Here is a 17,696-nt window from a genome sequence, read left to right as displayed (position 1 = left end):
TGCAGTGACGTAGTGCTCGTCACTCGGTACCGAAGAACACGGAAGCGCCCGTTTCCGCCGCGCCGACGGACGCACGCATGTGTCCGAAGAGCAGGCGTCCGGTGTCGTCACCCGACGTGTCGACCGGCGCGTTCTCGCGCTCGGCCCACACTTGCGGCGACACTTCGGCGTGCAGCATGCCGGTGTTGGCGTCGAGCACGATCAGATCGCCGTCGCACACGCGTGCCAGCGGACCACCACCGGCCGCTTCGGGCGACACGTGAATCACCGCAGGCACCTTGCCCGACGCACCGGACATCCGACCGTCAGTCACCAGCGCCACGGCAAACCCCTCGTCCTGCAAGACACCGAGCAGCGGCGTGAGGCGATGCAACTCGGGCATGCCATTGGCGCGCGGCCCCTGGCCACGCAACACCACGACCACGTCGCGGCGCAGCTCGCCTGCGTCGAACGCGGCCTGGACCGCTTCCTGCGAAGTAAATACGCGTGCCGTTGCGGCCACGCGCCGATGTTCCGGCTTGACCGCCGACACCTTGATGACGCCACGCCCCAGATTGCCGTGCATGAGCCGCAATCCGCCATCGGGGGCGAACGGCTCGGCATGGCCGCGCAGGACGTCACGATCACCACTGTAGGCGCTCCCTGCGCGCCACGCCACCCCTTCGGGTGACAACCACGGCTCGGCGCGGTAGCGTGAGAGGCCCGGACCGGCGACGGTCTTCACGTCATCGTGCAGCAGACCTGCGTCGAGCAGTTCGCCGATCAGGAAGCCCATGCCGCCCGCGGCGTGGAAATGGTTCACGTCGGCTTTGCCGTTCGGATAGACGCGCGCCATGAGTGGCACGATGGCCGACAGCGCGTCGAAATCGTCCCAGTCGATGATGACGCCCGCCGCACGCGCCATCGCCACGAGGTGCAGCGTGTGATTGGTCGAGCCGCCCGTGGCCAGCAAGCCGACGATGCCGTTGACGACGGCACGCTCGTCGACCACATGGCCAACGGGGGTGTATTCGGGGGTGTCTGCGCCGATGGCCAGTACGCGCGCGAGCGCCGCGTCGGTGAGCGCATCGCGCAAGGGCGTGTGCGGGTGCACGAACGCTGCGCCCGGCAGATGCAGGCCCATGATTTCCATGAGCAACTGGTTGCTGTTGGCCGTGCCGTAGAACGTGCACGTGCCTGCACCGTGATACGCCTGCGATTCGGCTTCGAGCAGCGCGTCGCGGCCCACTTTGCCGGTGGCGTACAACTGGCGGATCTTCGCCTTCTCGTCGTTCGACAGGCCGCTCGCCATCGGGCCAGCGGGCACGAAGATCGTCGGCAGATGCCCGAACTGCAAGGCCCCGATCACGAGACCCGGCACGATCTTGTCGCACACGCCGAGCATCAGCGCGGCGTCGAACATGTTGTGCGACAGCGCGATGGCCGTGCTCATCGCGATGATTTCGCGCGAAAACAGCGACAGCTCCATGCCCGCATTGCCTTGCGTCACGCCGTCGCACATGGCGGGCACGCCGCCTGCGACCTGCGCCGTCGCACCCAGCTTCCGGGCCGCTTCACGCAGACGCGCCGGGTACTGCTCGTACGGCTGATGCGCCGAGAGCATGTCGTTGTAGGCCGTGACGATGCCCACGTTCGGGCGACGCTGCTCGCGCAGGATCAGCTTGTCGTTGGCCGGCATGGCCGCGAATCCGTGCGCCAGATTCGCGCAAGAGAGCGCGCCACGCTGCGGAAAGCGGCCAGCGCTCGCGTCGATGCGGGCCAGATACGCTGCGCGCGTGTCGCGGCTACGCGCGGCAATGCGCGCAGTGACGGCCATTACGGTCGGGTGCAGAGGCTTCTTTTGCTCGGACATCATGTCGTGGGACTGAACTTGCGAGGCACCTCGGGAGGTGCGATTGGGAGCGGAGTTTAGTAGAAATTCTACATCCCATCAATCCAAAGCCGTCGGCAGTCAGGGTTTTACCCAGTTATATCCGATACTTACGCTAGATTTTGCCGGATTGAGAAACTTCACACCATAATGTGAAATGTCGTATTTTTGTAGTTTTTGTACATTTTGCGCATGATTCCGGCATCTTCGCCCCCACGCCCGGCGCGGTGCCATGCGGTGTGCGGGTGCTATAGTGAGCGCCGTCCCCTGCCGCACGTCTGCTTTTGTCGCTGCCCGCCATGCTTAACCGAATCGAAGCCACGCTGACCCAATTGCGCCCGTCCGAGCGCAAGCTCGCGACCTACGTGCTGGACGCCCCGCGCGAAGTCGTCGATCTGTCGATGAACGAACTCGCCGAGCGCGCCAACGTCAGCCAGCCGACGATTGCCCGCTTCTGTCAGGCGGTGGGATGCAGCGGCTACCGCGAATTCAAGATCCGTCTGGCGCAAGGCATCGCGCAGGGCGTGCCGTTCGTGCACCGCGACGTGCGTCCGGACGAGCCCGTGCCGGGCATCGCCAGCAAGGTACTCGACCGCACCATCGGCAGCCTTATGCAGGTACGCAACAATCTCTCGCCCGACAGCATCGGCCAGGCGATCGAACTGCTCGCCTCGGCACGACGCATCGAGTTCTACGGCGCAGGCGCGTCGGGCATCGCGGCGCAGGACATGCAGCACAAGTTCTTCCGCCTCGGTGTGCCCGCAGTCGCTTACAGCGATCCGCACGTATATGGCATGTCGGCGGCACTCCTCAAGGAAGGGGACGTCGTCGTGGCGATCTCGAATACGGGGCGCACGCAGGATCTGCTCGAAGCCACGCAACTGGCGCGCACGGCAGGCGCGAGTGTGATCGCCATCACGCACAGCAATTCACCGCTGGCGCGGCAGGCCAGTGTGGCGCTGTTCGCCGACGTCGACGAAGACACCGACGTGTATTCGCCGCTGACCTCACGCATCGCCCATCTCGCTATCGGCGACGTGCTCGCGGTCGGCATGGCGTTGCGTCTCGGGGATCGGCTGCCATCGCAACTGGCGCGGGCCAAGGAAGTCATCAACCGGCGACGCACGGCGAACGACGGCAAGTAGCCGGATGCGGTGCAAATCAGACGCACCGTACACCGTCAACAAGAAAGGGGCGAAGCGCCACGACAGCGCTTCGCCCCTTCTCGTTTCTCAACGCAACGTTTTGCGCGTGAAGGCCCTGCTTACGGATTCACTACGTTTTGCAGCGGCTTGCCCGTCAGCGCGGCGATCAGATTGTCTGCGGCGCACGACGCCATCGCGTGCCGCGTCTCATGCGTGGCCGAGCCGATATGCGGCAACGCCACCACGTTCTTCATCTTCAGCAACGGCGAATCGACCGAGACCGGCTCACGTTCGAAGACATCGAGACCGGCAGCACGCAGATGCCCGGAGGCCAGCGCATCGACCAGCGCGGCTTCGTCGATCACCTTGCCGCGCGCCGCGTTGATGAAGATCGCACCGCGCTTCATCTGCGCGAACTCCTTCGCACCGATCAGACGCTCCGTGGCGGGCGACAACGGCACCAGCGTCACGACGAAATCAGATTGCGCGAGCAGTTCGGGCAACGTGCGATGTTCCGCGCCGTAGGCCTTCTCCGCCGCTTCGTTGCGCGAGCGGTTGCTGTACAACACCTTCATGCCGAAGCCGAGCGCGGCACGACGCGCCACTGCGCCACCGATGCGTCCCATGCCGACGATACCCAACGTCTTGCCCTGCACGTCGGTGCCGAAGTACTCCTCGCCGAGGCTCGCCTTCCAGCCGCCCGCCTTCACCAGTTCGGCAAGTTCGACCACGCGACGCGCACTCGACAACACCAGCGCGAAGACGGTATCGGCGGTGGTTTCCGTCAGCACGTCGGGCGTGTTCATCAACTTGATGCCACGACGCGTGAGGTCGGGCACATCGAACTGGTCGTAGCCCACGGAGATCGTGGCCCACGCCTTGAGCTTCGATGCGCCGTCGAGCAGCGCGGGCGTCGCGTTCACACCGACGCCGATGGCACCGTCCGCACGGCCAATCGCCGCCGCGAACTCGGCGCGGTTGCCGTCGTTCACGCCGTCGAATTCTGTGAGCGAGAAATGCTCGGCCAATCGTGCACGCACGTCAGGCGGCACGCTCTTGTACAACACAACTTCCGGACGACTCATGCGATCCACTCCTGGGGGTTGCCGCCACCGGCATCCCCGGCAGCGAGCGAGAGATTCTGCGACAGGCTCAGCGCTTTGCGCTGGCCTCGGCGAAGGCGCGTTCAAGGAAGTCCAGGCGGTCCTGGCCCCAATACGGCTGGCCTTCGAAAACGAACCACGGCGCACCATACACGCCTGCAGCGGCCGCGTCGTCGGTGTTGGCGTCATACGCTGCCTGCACGCTCGCGCCCTGCGACGCGGCGAGCAGCGACTTGCCATCGAGCGACAGGCTATCGGCGAGGTCTTACAGCGTGGCATCGTCGGCAATGTTGCGCTCTTCGACCCACAGCGCATTCGACACCGTGCCGACGAGTTCCAGCGCCTTGTCGGTACCGTGCGCGAGCTGCGTTGCGATCACGAGCTTTGCCGCCGGATCGCCCGAGACGGGGAAGAACTTCGGTTCGAGGTTCAGTGGCAGGCCAAGATACTTCGACCAGCGCGCCAGTTCCACCAGACGATACGCCTGACGCTGCGGCGCGCGCTTGGCGAGCGGCAGACCGCCCGAACCGCTGAACACACGCCCGAGATCCATCGGCTTGAGCTGGATCTGTACGCCGTAGCGGCGCGCCAGCTCGACGAAACGGGCATGCCCCAGGTAGACATAGGGCGACTGCGTCGCGAGAAAATACTCACAAGTCAGACTCACGGCAAAACTCCTCTTGCTATCGGTAAGGGGCGCCTATGACTGGCGCTATTGATGCATGACGTGTTCGATGTGTGTTGTTCAGGCGACGGTCGCCCGCGCTGTCAGAACGGTTTGACGACCGCGAGAATCACCGCACCGAGCAGCCCCAGCACCGGGACCTCGTTGAAGTAGCGATACCAGCGATGCGAGCGCGTGTTGCGGCCGGTTTCGAACTTGCGCAGCAGACGGCCGCACGCATGGTGGTAGCCGAGCAGCAGCACCACGATCAGCAGCTTGGCGTGCAACCAGCCGCCGTAGCGTCCGATGCCGTAGTACAACCAGAGGATCAGTCCGAAAGCGAGCGCCGGGACTGCGAGAATCGTCATGAAGCGGTAGAGCTTGCGCGCCATGAGCAGCAGACGTTGCGTGGCGGCCGGATCGCTCTCCATCGCGAGGTTGACGAAAATGCGCGGCAGATAAAACAGACCGGCAAACCACGAGGCGACGAAAACGATGTGAAGCGCTTTGATCCAGAGCATCGGGGACAAGCGGCCCGCCAGCGAGCCGTCGAATATTTTGAACAGCAAGCAATGTACAACAATCCGCCGTATCGCGATGCGCAGCGCCGCCCGCCAACGGCCGCCGGGTCTGCGGCAAATCGACGCGACGCAGCCCGGCTGTGCCAGAATACGGACCATATTGGCTTTTTTGCCCCACATCGGCCCAGCACGCCGGTCATCGGCCCCCGCATGAGAATTCTTGGTATCGACCCCGGCTTGCGCGTCACCGGCTTCGGCGTGCTCGAAAAGCACGGCAACCGTCTGCAATATGTGACGAGCGGCGTCATCCGTACCGGCGACGGCACCCTGCCCGCCCGGCTGCGCATCATCTTCGAGAGCGTGGCCGAACTGGTCGACACCTACCGGCCCGATCAGGCCGCCATCGAAAAAGTGTTCGTCAACGTTAACCCGCAATCCACACTGCTGCTCGGTCAGGCACGTGGTGCGGCCATCACGGCATTGTCCGTCGGCGGGCTCGAAGTCTTCGAATACACCCCGATGCAACTGAAGCAGGCGGTCGTCGGCTACGGACGCGCGCGCAAGGAGCAGGTGCAGGAGATGGTCACCCGTTTGCTGACCCTCACCGGCACGCCGGGCAAGGACGCCTCCGACGCACTGGGCGTCGCCATCTGCCACGCGCACAGCGGCGAAACCTACGCGGCGCTCACCGAAGTCGCGCCCGCGCTCGCCGCCAAGGGCCTGCGCGTGAAACGCGGTCGACTGGTGGGCTGAGCGGTGGTCCAAATGGTGGGCTAAAGGCGGGCGTCCGAAGCGCTACAATGCATCCATGATCGAAACCGACAAACTCGCCGCCGAGCGCATCATTGCGCCCACACCGGCCTCGCCCAACGAAGAAGCCTTTGAGCGCGCACTGCGCCCCAAGCTGCTCGACGAATACGTCGGCCAGCGCAAGGTGCGCGAACAGCTCGAAATCTTCATCGAGGCGGCCCGCAAGCGCTCGGAACCGCTCGACCACGTGCTGCTCTTCGGCCCGCCGGGTCTGGGCAAAACCACGCTCGCCCACATCATCGCCCGTGAAATGGGCGTGCATCTGCGCCAGACATCGGGGCCGGTGCTGGAACGTCCGGGCGATCTCGCCGCGCTGCTGACCAATCTCGAAGCCAACGACGTGCTGTTCATCGACGAAATTCACCGGCTCTCGCCGGTCGTCGAGGAAATTCTGTATCCGGCGTTGGAGGACTATCAGATCGACATCATGATCGGCGAAGGTCCGGCGGCGCGTAGCGTCAAGCTCGATCTTCAGCCGTTCACGCTGGTGGGCGCGACGACCCGTGCCGGTATGCTGACGAACCCGCTGCGAGATCGCTTCGGGATCGTAGCGCGTCTGGAGTTCTATACGGCAGACGAACTGGCGGGCATCGTGCGCCGCTCGGCGAGCCTGCTTGGCGCGGTCATCGCCGACGACGGCGCCTTTGAGATCGCACGCCGCGCGCGCGGCACGCCGCGTATCGCCAACCGCTTGCTGCGCCGTGTGCGCGACTACGCCGAAGTGAAGGCCGACGGCCGCATCACCGCCGCCGTGGCCGACGCCGCCCTGTCGATGCTCGACGTCGATGCAGTCGGCTTCGACGTGATGGACCGCAAGCTGCTCGAAGCAGTGCTCCACAAGTTCGATGGCGGCCCGGTCGGCGTCGACAACCTTGCCGCAGCCATCGGCGAGGAGCGCGACACCATCGAAGACGTGATAGAGCCGTTCCTGATCCAGCAAGGCTTCCTGCAACGCACGCCGCGCGGTCGCGTCGCCACACTCGCCGCGTACCGCCACTTCGGGCTGGCAGCGCCCGGCAGCGCGCCGGAAAGCGGTTCGCTCTGGTCGCCGGACGTGACGGGCAAATAGCGACGGCAGCGACGATCGGTCGCAGGTCCGGCGAATCCCCCTGTCGGACAATCGACGTTCACGCTCCCCCAAGGCACAACATGGCCTCCCACGACGATCTGCCCACCCCGCCCCCGGCAACGCCCTTGCGGCCCGCCGGACCGGTCGTGGGTGTGTCGGGGCGTTTGCGGCACGCCATCGCCATGCGGCTTGTGAGCCTGACATCCGGCCCCGGCGCCCCGCGTCTGAATTACGACACGCCGGATGGCGACCCGGGCCTGTTCGGTCCGGACGCCGCCTGCTGGCACGTCCACGGCGACTTCACATCGATGATGATTGGCGGCGTAAGCGCGCTGCTGCTGCAATCGCTGCATCCGCTGGCGATGGCCGGTGTCTGGGACCACTCGACGTTCCGGCAGGATGTCATGGGTCGTCTGCGCCGCACCGCGACGTTCATCGGCGGCACGACCTTCGGCAACACGGCCGACGCCGAAGCGCTGCTCGAACGCGTGCGACGCATCCATCTCCAGGTCAAAGGCACGGCCCCTGACGGTCGGGCGTACGCCGCCTACGATCCCGATCTGCTGACATGGGTGCACGTCGCCGAGACGTCGAGCTTCCTGCGCAGTTATCTCGTCTACAAGAACCCCGCGTTCTCGCGAGACGATCAGGACCGCTATTACGCAGAAGTCGCACGCATTGCCATTGCCTTGGGTGCACGCGACGTGCCGACGAGCGTCGCGCAGATCGACGACTATCTCGCAGCGATGCGCCCCGCACTCTGCGCCAGCGACCGCACGGAAGAAGTCGTGCGCGTGTTGCGCAACCTGCCTGCGCCGTTTGCTGGCGCGCGCGTGTTCAGTGGACTGTTGTTCCGGGCGGGGGTCGATCTGCTGCCGGACTGGTCGCAAACGATGCTCGGCTTCGACGAAAAGGCAACGATTCGCCGCCTCACCGTGCGCCCTGCTGTGCGCCACATGGCGCAAGTCGCACGCTGGTCGATGCGCAACAGTGTGGCCCATCGGGCACGTCGCCGGGCACTGGCGACACCGGCCGTGGTGGTGACGGAGCCGTCGCTGGAACGCTAGACGCGCGCCCTGTTACACCACACGCGGATCGACGCGGTCGCCTGTGACATCCGCAGGCTTGTCATTGCTTTCGTCGCGCACGGCGTCGTCGAGATGCGTGACGTCGCCCCAGCTCAGCACCTTCCAATGCGCCCCGTCGTACGACAGACGGTTCACGCTGGCGTTGAGCAATGGGTACGACCGCGGTTCGTTCAGTGCCAGGCCCGTCGCTAGCCGATAGCAGCAATCGAGCACGCCGCCATGCGCCACGAGCACCACGCGCTGGCCCGCGTAATCACGCAGCACCTGTGCGATGAAACCGGTGATGCGCGTATAGAAGCCACGCGTAGACTCGCCGCCAGGGATCACGAAGTCCGGATCGCGGCTCTGCCAACGCACGTAGTCCTGCGGAAAGTCCGCCTTAATTTCGTCCGGCACGCGCGCCTCGAAAGCGCCATAGTGGCGCTCCCGAAGACTCGCCGTGCGCACCAGCGGCAATCCACACGCCTGCGCAACAGGCTCCGCCGTCTGCACCGCGCGCTGCAAATCGCTCGTCAGCACGTGATCGAACACGCTCCCGCTCGCCGTCATTTCGCGTGCAATACGCGCGCCCAACAACACGGCCTGACGCTCGCCTTGCGCCGACAGCGGAATGTCCGTGTGCCCCTGAATCCGTTTGACACGGTTCCAGTCGGTCTCGCCGTGGCGAATCAGGGTCAGGGTCGTGGTCGTGCCGGTCATCGATGCAATTGCGTATTCAGGTTAAGCGGAGTGCTGGGCAAGCTATGAAGCAGGTGCGAGGCACGCGTAATGCCGTGCTTACTTCGCCTTCGAATTGAGCGTGTAGGTGCCGGTCACGCTGGCGCTGCCCAGGACATGCGGCTTGATCGCAGCGAGCACGTCGTTGCCGTCGAAGCGGCCATCGAGCGGCACGCGGGCGACGTCGAGCGCATACACGGTGAAGTGATAGTGGTGGACGATCGTGTCGTTCCACGGCGGGCACGGGCCGTCGTAGCCGTAGTAGTCGCCCTTCATGGTGTCGTCACCGGCGAACCACGCGGTGTAATCGTTCACCCCGTGACGCATGCCGTCAAGCGCATCGGGGCCGAACTTGCCACGCGGCGTGACGTGATTGCTGTGGCTGGCCGCCGGGATTTCGTTGATCGACGCGGGCACGTCCACAAGCACCCAGTGGAAGAAGTCGACGCGCGGCAGATCGGCCGGTACTTCACGACCTTCCTTGTTCACGTCGTCGCCCTGGCTCGGCACATCGCTGTCGGTGCAGATCACGACAAACGAGCGCGTACCGGCGGGGACATCGGACCAGGCGAGATGCGGGTTCTTGTTCTGCGAGAGCGCAACGTGCGTCTCCGCGTCCGGTTTGCCAAAGGCGAACTGTGCATCCATCGCCGCATTGTCGGCAAACGAGTCACTCCAGACTTTCATGAGATTCTCCCAAGCTGTGAATTCGTGAATTCGGAACCCAACGACGGTATCACACCGATGCGAATCGCGTGCGCTCACCCCGGCACTTCCGGACGATTCCAGACAATTCCGAGTAATTTTCGGGATAACAGGAAGGGCGGCGGCAGATTGCGCCGGAGCGCGTCAGGCCGCTTCCGGCCGCGTCTGCAACCAGAACGTGACGGGACCGTCGTTCACGAGCGAGACACGCATGTGCGCCCCGAACTCGCCGGTTTCCACGATGGGATGGCGAGCACGCGCCTGCGTCACGAAGTAGTCGAACAGACGCTTGCCGTCCGCCGGGCTGGCCGCCGGCGTGAAGCTCGGACGCGTGCCGCTGTTCGTATCGGCCGCGAGCGTGAACTGCGAGACGAGCAGCAAGCCGCCCGCCTTCCCGTTGCCGTCAGGATTGCCGTCGAGGTTCGAGACACTGCGGTTCATCTTGCCCGCCTCGTCCGAGAACACACGGTAGCCGAGCAACTTCGCGAGTAACTTGTCGGCGCTCGCCTCGGTGTCGCCGCGCTCGGCGCATACCAATGCGAGCAGCCCCGGACCGATCGCGCCGACGGTGCGACCGTCGACCGTCACCGCCGCTTCGAGCACACGCTGAATGAGCGCGATCATCGTCGTTTGCCCTGCAAAGGGACGCCGACGCTCAGGCGAGCGTCACGCGTGCGAAGCGGCGCTTGCCGACCTGCACGACGTAAGTCCCGGCATCGATCTTCGCGCCCTTGTCGGACACCACTTCGCCATCGATGCGCACGCCGCCCTGCTCGATGTTGCGGTTGGCTTCCGACGTCGACGGCACGAGCGCGGCCTGCTTGAGAAGCTGCGCAATGCCCAGCGGGGCGCCATCGAGGGAAACTTCCGGAATGTCGTCCGGCACGGCGCCCTTGGCGCGTGCGTTGAACTCTTCGAGCGCGCGCTCGGCGTCGGCCTGCGAATGGAAGCGCGCCACGATCTCCTGGGCGAGCAGCACCTTGATGTCGCGCGGGTTACGGCCTTCCTCGACCTCGCGGCGCAGTTGCGCAATCTCTTCGAGCGTACGGAACGACAGCAGCTCGTAGTAGCGCCACATGAGCGTGTCGGAGATGCTCATCAACTTGCCGAACATGTCGCTCGGCTTCTCGCTGATGCCGATGTAGTTGTTCTTGGACTTCGACATCTTCTCGACGCCATCCAGCCCTTCGAGCAACGGCATCGTGAGAATGCACTGCGGCTCCTGACCGTATTGCTTCTGCAATTCGCGGCCCACGAGCAGGTTGAACTTCTGGTCCGTGCCACCGAGCTCCAGATCGGACTCCAGCGCCACCGAGTCGTAGCCCTGCATCAGCGGGTAGAGGAACTCGTGGATGGCGATCGGCACGCCGCCCTGGAAACGCTTCGTGAAGTCTTCGCGCTCAAGCATGCGCGCCATCGTGTAGCGCGACGCGAGCTTGATCATGCCATCGGCGCCCAGCTTCATCGACCATTCGCTGTTGTAGCGGATTTCGGTCTTTTCGCGGTCGAGCACGAGTGCGGCCTGCTCGAAATAGGTCTTCGCGTTCGTTTCGATCTGTTCGCGCGTGAGCGGCGGACGCGTGCTGTTGCGGCCCGACGGGTCGCCGATCAGCGAGGTGAAATCGCCGATCAGGAAGATGACGGTATGCCCCAGATCCTGCAACTGACGCATCTTGTTGAGCACCACCGTGTGGCCGATGTGAATGTCGGGCGCGGTCGGATCGAGACCCAGCTTGATGCGCAGCGGCTTGCCGGTGGCTTCGCTGCGCGCGAGCTTCTGCAGGAACTCTTCTTCCACGAGGAGTTCGTCGCAGCCGCGCTTGGCAACGGCCAGCGCAGCGCGCGCGGCATCGGTCACGGGGTACTTCTTTTCCGAGGTGAGTGCGTGTTCACTTGTCATAACATCATTGTCCAGACTGCGTCGGGGGTTTCCCCTTATCCAGTCAGTAAAGGCGGAGGCAGCGGCGGGTCTGCTATAATCGCCGCTCAATTCTCGGCTCGGGCCGAAGCGACGCCGGGTTGCCCCGGACATTCCGGCAGGCAATCTCGAAGCGTGTCGCTCCGCCCGGGCTTTTTTCGTAAGTTGCGCAGAATTTTACGTGATGTGGCCAAAACTCCGTGATTTTTTTGCGCGTGAACTGCTGACCCTGATCGATCCCACGCAGCCGAAGCACCGTCGCAGAAAGGTGCAAATCGTGGCGACGGTCGGTTCGGCCCTGACGTTGGGAATGGTGACCGCTTTCGGCGTGGCACCGATGGTGCCGGATTCGGCACGCAACGGTGCGAGCGTGACTCTGCCGCTCACCTTCCCCGATCTGGCCAAACAAATCCAGCAGCTCGACGCGCAATCCCAGACCTTTATCCATCAAGTGGCGCTGCGGCGCGGCGAAACCCTCGGCGACATGCTCTCCCGGCTGTCGATTCAGGACCCCGCCGCCGAGAAGTTCATTCGCGAGAATGCCGTCGCCCGTCGCCTGATCGGCGTGCCCGCCGGGCAAGTCGTTCAGGCCGAAACCGATGACGACGGCAAGCTCGTCACGCTCTCCACCGTCCTGTCGACCGGCAGCACCGCCGCACAGCAACTGGTGATCGAGCGCAACGATGCAGGCCGTTTGCGCGCACGCATGGAGCAGTTGGCGAACGACACCGAGTGGGCTATGCGCTCCGGTGCGATCGCAGGCAACTTCTTCACCGCGATGGACGACGCGGGCGTGCCCGACGCCGTTGTCGCGCAGATGGTGAACATCTTCTCCGGCGTGATCAACTTTCAGCGCGACGTACGCCGTGGCGACCGTTTCCGCCTCGTGTACGAGGTGATCAAGCAGCAGGACCGCACCGTTCGCACCGGACGCGTGCTCGCCATCGAGTTCATCAATCAGGGCAAGACGCACCAGGCCATCTGGTACGCCGATCCGCAGGGTAACTCGCCCGACGGCGCGTACTACGGCTTCGACGGTCGCAACCTGAAGCAAGCTTTCCTGCGCACGCCGGTCGAGTTCTCGCGGATTTCGTCGGCTTTCGGCGGTCGCGAGCATCCGTTCCAGCACAAGTGGAAGAAGCACGAAGGCGTGGATCTGGCCGCTCCGGTCGGCACGCGCGTGTTCGCTGCGGGTGACGGTGTCGTGAAGTTCGTCGGCACGCAGAACGGTTACGGCAATCTGGTCGAAATCGAACACGCGGGCAACTATCAGACGCGCTACGCCCATCTCTCCGGCTTCGGTCAGGGTATGAAAGCAGGTACGCGTGTGACGCAGGGTCAGGTCATCGGCTTCGTCGGTCAGACGGGCTGGGCGACCGGTCCGCACCTGCATTACGAACTTCGCTTTAAGGGTGTGCCGCGTAATCCGTTCTCGACGGACGTGGCCGCCGTCGCCCCGCTCGCGGGCAACCGCCTGAAGCTGTTCGACATGTACGCCGAGAACCTGCTCAAGCGCATCGACCTGATGCGCACCGTGCAAGTCGCCGAACGCGATTGAGGTATGCTGGAGTCCGCACTGTGCGGGGTGACGTCTGATCCATCGACGCGCCGCGCGCAGTGCGGGACTTCCTTCTTAAGCTCATCGCACGCGCGCGCCCGCACATGAACGACATCGCTCGTCACCTGGCCGATCCGGCCACCGCCTCCCTCGCTGCCTCCGCCAAGCCCGCTTGCTACATTGGCCTGATGTCCGGCACCAGTCTGGATGGTGTCGACGGCGTGCTTGTCTCGTCTGCCGACGGGCAAGTCGTCGCGGAAGCCTATCTGCCGTTCCCGAACGACCTGCGTGAGACGCTGATGGTGCTGCAAGCGCCCTCGGACAACGAACTGCATCGCGAAGCGCTTGCCGCGAATGCGCTGGTGCGCGTGTATGCCGAGTGCGTGACGCAGTTACTCGCTGCGGCGGGCTTGCCTGCATCCGCGATTGCGGCCATCGGTGCACACGGGCAGACGATCCGTCATCGCCCCGGCGAGTTCGACGGCGTCGGCTACACACGCCAGCTCAACGCCCCGGCATTGCTCGCCGAGTTGACCCATATCGATGTGGTGGCCGACATTCGCAGTCGCGACGTGGCAGCAGGTGGCCAGGGCGCACCGCTCGTGCCCGCCTATCATCAGGCGATGTTTTCGGATGTTGGCGAGACACGCGTCGTATGCAATCTCGGCGGTATCAGCAATGTGACGATTCTGCCCGCCGCCGCGCAGTCGCTGCCGGTCTCCGGTTTCGATTGCGGCCCGGGCAATGCGTTGCTCGACGGCTGGGCGGCACGCCATCTCGGCAAGTCCTACGACGACGGTGGCGCCTGGGGCGCGACGGGACACGTCGACCCGGCCCTGCTCGCTGCACTGCTCAGCGAGCCCTACTTCCGCCAGACGCCGCCGAAGAGCACCGGACGCGACCTGTTCCATGCGAAATGGCTCGACGCCCACCTTGCCGCGTTCCCGAAGGTGTCGCCGGTCGATGTTCAGGCGACGCTCGTCGCACTGACCGCACAATGCGTTGCAGACGACGTGCTGCGCTTCGCACCGGACTGCCGGGGGTTCTATGCCTGCGGCGGTGGCACGCGCAACCATGCACTCATGCAGGCGATTGCCGATCGCCTGCCGGGTGTCACGGTAGCGACGACCGACGCACTTGGCGTTCCGCCGCATCAGGTCGAAGCCCGCGCGTTCGCGTGGCTGGCCGAGCGTTGCGTGACACGTCAGCCAGGCAATCTACCGTCCGTGACAGGCGCGAAGGGCCTGCGTATTCTGGGCGCAATCTACCCGCGCTGAGACTTATCCACGATATCTGCAACGTTCGCGACCTGATCCTGACGTAAACGAGAAAAGGGCCCTTCCGGGCCCTTTCTCTTACTACGGCAGGACGACTACTGTCGTGTCGCTCAGACCGAGAACGAGGAACCGCAGCCACACGTCGTGGATGCGTTCGGGTTCTTGATCACGAACTGCGCGCCGTTGATGTCTTCCTTGTAGTCAATCTCGGCGCCGACGAGGTATTGATAGCTCATCGAGTCGATCAGCAGCGATACGCCGTTCTTGTCGAGCACGGTATCGTCTTCGTTAACGTCTTCGTCGAAGGTGAAACCATACTGGAAGCCCGAGCAACCGCCACCTTGCACGAAAACGCGCAGTTTCAGGTCCGGGTTGCCTTCTTCGTCGATCAGTTGCTTGACCTTGTCCGCAGCGCTGTCGGTAAAGACCAGGAATGCGGGCATTTCCGTGACGGCGTCCTCAAGCAGTGCGCTCATCGCAAATCTCCATAAATCGGTTTGGTGTCATTCTAGCCCTATTCCCCAAATCGTGCCGAACGCCGGAAAATCAAGCGCTTAGTGACGATAAATACCGTTACGGCAGTACGGGAATATGGGTCAGGCCCATGTTCTCCGGCAGGCCGAACATCAGGTTCATACATTGCACGCCCTGACCGGACGCGCCCTTGACCAGATTGTCCTCGACAACGAGGATCACCAGCGTGTCGCCATCGTTCGGACGGTGCACGGCCATGCGCACATAGTTCGACGCACGCACCCAGCGCGTTTCCGGCATCGAACCGGCCGGCAGCACATCCACGAACGGCTCCCCGGCATAGTACGTTTCGAACAGCGCCTGGAAGTCGGTGTCGCGCGCTTCGGGCAGAATCGTCGCGTACAGCGTCGAGTGGATGCCGCGAATCGTCGGCAACAGATGCGGCACGAACGTCAGACCCACGTCGTAACCGGCAATCGCTTCGAGACCCTGTTTGATTTCCGGATGGTGACGGTGCCCCTTCACGCCATAAGCCTTGAAGTTGTCAGCCGTTTCCGCGAGGATGAGCGACGTTTCCCCCTTACGGCCGGCGCCGCTTGCGCCCGACTTGGCGTCGGCGATCAGATGCTTCGGGTCAACCAGCTTGCGGCCACCCGCGAACAGCGGTGCGTAGCCCAGTTGCACGGACGTCGGATAGCAGCCCGGCAGGCCGATCACGCGCGCGCTCTTGATCTTGTCACGGTTGATCTCGGGCAGGCCGTAGACGGCCTCTTCGAGGATGTCCGGGCACGAATGCGGCATGCCGTACCACTTTTCGAACGTGGCGGTGTCTTTCAGACGGAAGTCCGCTGCCAGGTCGATCACTCGCACCCCTGCGGCCAGCAATTCGCGCGCCTGCGCCATCGCCACGCCGTGCGGCGTCGCGAAGAACACCACGTCGCAATCCGTCAGACGAGCGTCGTCAGGCGTGCAAAATGCCAGGTCGACACGGCCTCGCAGGTTCGGATACATATCGGCGACCGGCGTACCCGCTTCCTTGCGCGAGGTAATCGCCGTCAACTTCACTTCCGGGTGCTGCGCCAGCAAACGGAGCAGCTCCACACCGGTATAGCCGGTGCCGCCTACGATGCCTACCTTGACCATGTCCTACCCCTTTCAATCGGAACCGCGATTCTATCAAGCTTCGACGACACTTGTGGGACGGTAACGTCCCCGGCATCCGCGCATCGCCAAAAGAAAAAAGGCCGCGCGAGGCGGCCTTTCCTTGCATCCACCGAAGCGGATGCCCACAAGCACTCGTGGCGATTAACGCTTCGAGAATTGCTTGCGACGGCGGGCTTTGTGGAAGCCAACCTTCTTACGTTCGACTTCACGGGCATCGCGCGTAACGAAGCCTGCGGTCGACAGCGTCGGCTTGAGCGTCGCGTCGTAGTCGATCAATGCGCGGGTGATACCGTGACGAACCGCACCAGCCTGACCCGTTTCACCGCCGCCCGAAACGTTGACTTTGATGTCGAACGTTTCGCCGTGGTTGGTCAGCTCGAGCGGCTGACGAACGATCATCAGCGACGTTTCACGAGCAAAGTACTCTTTGATCGGCTTGCCATTGACGATGATATCGCCCTTGCCAGCCTTGATGAACACACGAGCAACTGCGCTCTTGCGACGGCCGGTGCCGTAATTCCAATCGTTTTTGAACATGGCTGGCCCTTAGATCTCGAGCGACTTCGGTTGCTGCGCTTCGTGCGGATGGTTGCCGTCGGCGTACACCTTCAGCTTCTTGATCATCGCGTAGCCCAGCGGACCCTTCGGCAGCATGCCCTTCACGGCCTTCTCGAGCGCACGGCCCGGGAAGCGCTCTTGCATCTTGCCGAACGTGGTTTCGTAGATACCGCCCGGATAACCGGTGTGACGGTAGTACTTCTTGTCAGTTTGCTTTGCGCCCGTAACTTTCAGCTTGGCAGCATTGACGATGATGATGTAGTCACCAGTATCAACGTGCGGCGTGAATTCAGGTTTGTGTTTGCCGCGCAGACGGCGTGCCACTTCGCTGGCGACACGGCCGAGGACTTTGTCCGTCGCGTCAATCACAAACCATTCGCGCGTCACCTCTGCCGGCTTAGCGGAAAACGTCTTCATGATCGATCCAAATAAAATGCGTTTGCCCCATTAACATCAACTTCCTGCTTGTCTGCCGGCCGCGTCCTGGCGACTCGAGGTCGCATGGCGCAGTCCTGTGCTTGCAGGCTCTCCCTGATGCTTTTTCCGTGGGCATTTCCGGAAAAGCCGTTGATTATACAGAAAAAACACCTCTCCGGTAAACGGCGTTTCCGGCGGCACAAAAAAAAACCCGAACCTCATTGGGTCCGGGTTAAATCCACCAAAGGAGGAGGGTGGAGGAGACACTTGCAGCGTTGCTGTGAAGCACAACAACCAATGACTGCAGTGTAGCAAACGGTATTGTGCAACGCAAGAAAATTTATAGTGCGAAATGAAACACCATAATGCGAAATGCACAACAAACAAGCATCACCACAAAAATTCATTAAAAATCAACCAGATAAAACTTATCGTCACCCTCCATAGCGTCGACCTCTAGAGGGCAAAACCTAAATTTAGGGTTTATCCCCCTCAAAACCCGATCAAAAAAGCGCCAATATTGCGATGCAACAACCTGAGGCGCGATTCGCGGTCACTCAGGTTTGAGGCGGCGTCGTACGCAGGTTCTCGGAAGCCGCTACAATTTTTGCTTGAATGGGATATCGGGGTTTCGAAAT

Annotated in this window: 17 protein-coding genes and 1 pseudogene; 6 read left to right on the top strand and 12 right to left on the bottom strand. The window is 63.3% G+C overall.

What is annotated here, in order from left to right; all coding sequences use genetic code 11:
- Positions 1-19 precede the first annotated feature (19 nt).
- Entirely contained in the window at positions 20-1,852 is a 1,833-nt protein-coding gene (edd, locus tag NA29_RS04620; RefSeq protein WP_039402358.1) for a phosphogluconate dehydratase, read from the bottom strand.
- Between the two features lie 317 nt (positions 1,853-2,169).
- On the opposite strand from edd, the gene NA29_RS04615 reads away from it, so the two are divergent.
- A complete protein-coding gene (locus NA29_RS04615; RefSeq protein WP_039402356.1) occupies positions 2,170-3,015 on the top strand; it encodes a MurR/RpiR family transcriptional regulator in 846 nt (281 codons plus the stop codon).
- Between the two features lie 119 nt (positions 3,016-3,134).
- Here the strand turns inward: NA29_RS04615 and NA29_RS04610 are convergent, their stop codons facing one another.
- The 3 genes and pseudogenes from NA29_RS04610 to NA29_RS04600 form a co-directional block, all read right to left on the bottom strand.
- Positions 3,135-4,100 carry a 2-hydroxyacid dehydrogenase gene (locus NA29_RS04610; protein WP_039396195.1) on the bottom strand — a complete coding sequence of 322 codons (966 nt, stop codon included), beginning with the start codon at positions 4,098-4,100 and terminating at the stop codon, positions 3,135-3,137.
- A 67-nt stretch (positions 4,101-4,167) separates the two neighbouring features.
- Positions 4,168-4,785 (bottom strand): annotated as a pseudogene (locus NA29_RS04605) (2-hydroxychromene-2-carboxylate isomerase).
- Positions 4,786-4,886: 101 nt separating this feature from the next.
- Positions 4,887-5,303 (bottom strand): CopD family protein, encoded by a 417-nt coding sequence (locus NA29_RS04600; RefSeq protein ID WP_039402354.1) that lies wholly within the window; start codon positions 5,301-5,303, stop codon positions 4,887-4,889.
- Between the two features lie 210 nt (positions 5,304-5,513).
- On the opposite strand from NA29_RS04600, the gene ruvC reads away from it, so the two are divergent.
- The 3 genes from ruvC (at position 5,514) to NA29_RS04585 (ending at position 8,249) form a co-directional block, all read left to right on the top strand.
- Positions 5,514-6,056: a crossover junction endodeoxyribonuclease RuvC gene (gene ruvC, locus NA29_RS04595; RefSeq protein WP_039396192.1), complete on the top strand. Its 543-nt coding sequence runs from the start codon at positions 5,514-5,516 to the stop codon at positions 6,054-6,056.
- Positions 6,057-6,111: 55 nt separating this feature from the next.
- Entirely contained in the window at positions 6,112-7,182 is a 1,071-nt protein-coding gene (gene ruvB / locus NA29_RS04590; RefSeq protein WP_039396188.1) for a Holliday junction branch migration DNA helicase RuvB, read from the top strand.
- 80 nt (positions 7,183-7,262) lie between these two features.
- Complete coding sequence (locus NA29_RS04585) at positions 7,263-8,249, top strand: oxygenase MpaB family protein (protein WP_052252521.1); 987 nt, start codon at positions 7,263-7,265, stop codon at positions 8,247-8,249.
- A gap of 12 nt (positions 8,250-8,261) precedes the next feature.
- Here NA29_RS04585 and NA29_RS04580 read toward each other — a convergent pair whose 3' ends face one another.
- The 4 genes from NA29_RS04580 to tyrS all read right to left on the bottom strand — a co-directional run bounded on the left by NA29_RS04580 (position 8,262) and on the right by tyrS (position 11,592).
- The gene (locus NA29_RS04580) at positions 8,262-8,969 is read right to left on the bottom strand and encodes a histidine phosphatase family protein (RefSeq protein WP_039396185.1); all 708 of its coding nucleotides are present in this window, start codon (positions 8,967-8,969) and stop codon (positions 8,262-8,264) included.
- A 78-nt stretch (positions 8,970-9,047) separates the two neighbouring features.
- Positions 9,048-9,674, bottom strand: coding sequence for a YbhB/YbcL family Raf kinase inhibitor-like protein (locus NA29_RS04575; protein WP_039396182.1), 627 nt, complete (start codon positions 9,672-9,674; stop codon positions 9,048-9,050).
- Between the two features lie 162 nt (positions 9,675-9,836).
- Positions 9,837-10,316: a D-aminoacyl-tRNA deacylase gene (gene dtd / locus NA29_RS04570; protein WP_039396179.1), complete on the bottom strand. Its 480-nt coding sequence runs from the start codon at positions 10,314-10,316 to the stop codon at positions 9,837-9,839.
- A 31-nt stretch (positions 10,317-10,347) separates the two neighbouring features.
- A complete protein-coding gene (tyrS, locus tag NA29_RS04565; protein WP_039396175.1) occupies positions 10,348-11,592 on the bottom strand; it encodes a tyrosine--tRNA ligase in 1,245 nt (414 codons plus the stop codon).
- A gap of 202 nt (positions 11,593-11,794) precedes the next feature.
- Here tyrS and NA29_RS04560 point away from each other — a divergent pair, with 202 nt between their 5' ends.
- Positions 11,795-13,168, top strand: a complete 1,374-nt coding sequence (locus NA29_RS04560; protein WP_039396172.1) for a M23 family metallopeptidase — start codon at positions 11,795-11,797, stop codon at positions 13,166-13,168.
- Between the two features lie 104 nt (positions 13,169-13,272).
- Complete coding sequence (locus NA29_RS04555; protein ID WP_072633198.1) at positions 13,273-14,445, top strand: anhydro-N-acetylmuramic acid kinase; 1,173 nt, start codon at positions 13,273-13,275, stop codon at positions 14,443-14,445.
- Between the two features lie 110 nt (positions 14,446-14,555).
- Here NA29_RS04555 and erpA read toward each other — a convergent pair whose 3' ends face one another.
- The 4 genes from erpA to rplM form a co-directional block, all read right to left on the bottom strand.
- Entirely contained in the window at positions 14,556-14,921 is a 366-nt protein-coding gene (erpA, locus tag NA29_RS04550) for an iron-sulfur cluster insertion protein ErpA (protein WP_039396169.1), read from the bottom strand.
- 97 nt (positions 14,922-15,018) lie between these two features.
- Positions 15,019-16,062: an N-acetyl-gamma-glutamyl-phosphate reductase gene (gene argC, locus NA29_RS04545; RefSeq protein WP_039396165.1), complete on the bottom strand. Its 1,044-nt coding sequence runs from the start codon at positions 16,060-16,062 to the stop codon at positions 15,019-15,021.
- 162 nt (positions 16,063-16,224) lie between these two features.
- The gene (gene rpsI / locus NA29_RS04540) at positions 16,225-16,620 is read right to left on the bottom strand and encodes a 30S ribosomal protein S9 (RefSeq protein WP_039396162.1); all 396 of its coding nucleotides are present in this window, start codon (positions 16,618-16,620) and stop codon (positions 16,225-16,227) included.
- Positions 16,621-16,629: 9 nt separating this feature from the next.
- Positions 16,630-17,058 (bottom strand): 50S ribosomal protein L13, encoded by a 429-nt coding sequence (gene rplM / locus NA29_RS04535; RefSeq protein ID WP_010805091.1) that lies wholly within the window; start codon positions 17,056-17,058, stop codon positions 16,630-16,632.
- Positions 17,059-17,696 lie beyond the last annotated feature (638 nt).

The sequence above is a fragment of the Pandoraea sputorum genome (assembly GCF_000814845.2).
Lineage (GTDB): Bacteria > Pseudomonadota > Gammaproteobacteria > Burkholderiales > Burkholderiaceae > Pandoraea > Pandoraea sputorum.
Note: the sequence above shows the minus strand (reverse complement) of the source record. Positions and strands in the feature narration are given on the sequence as shown.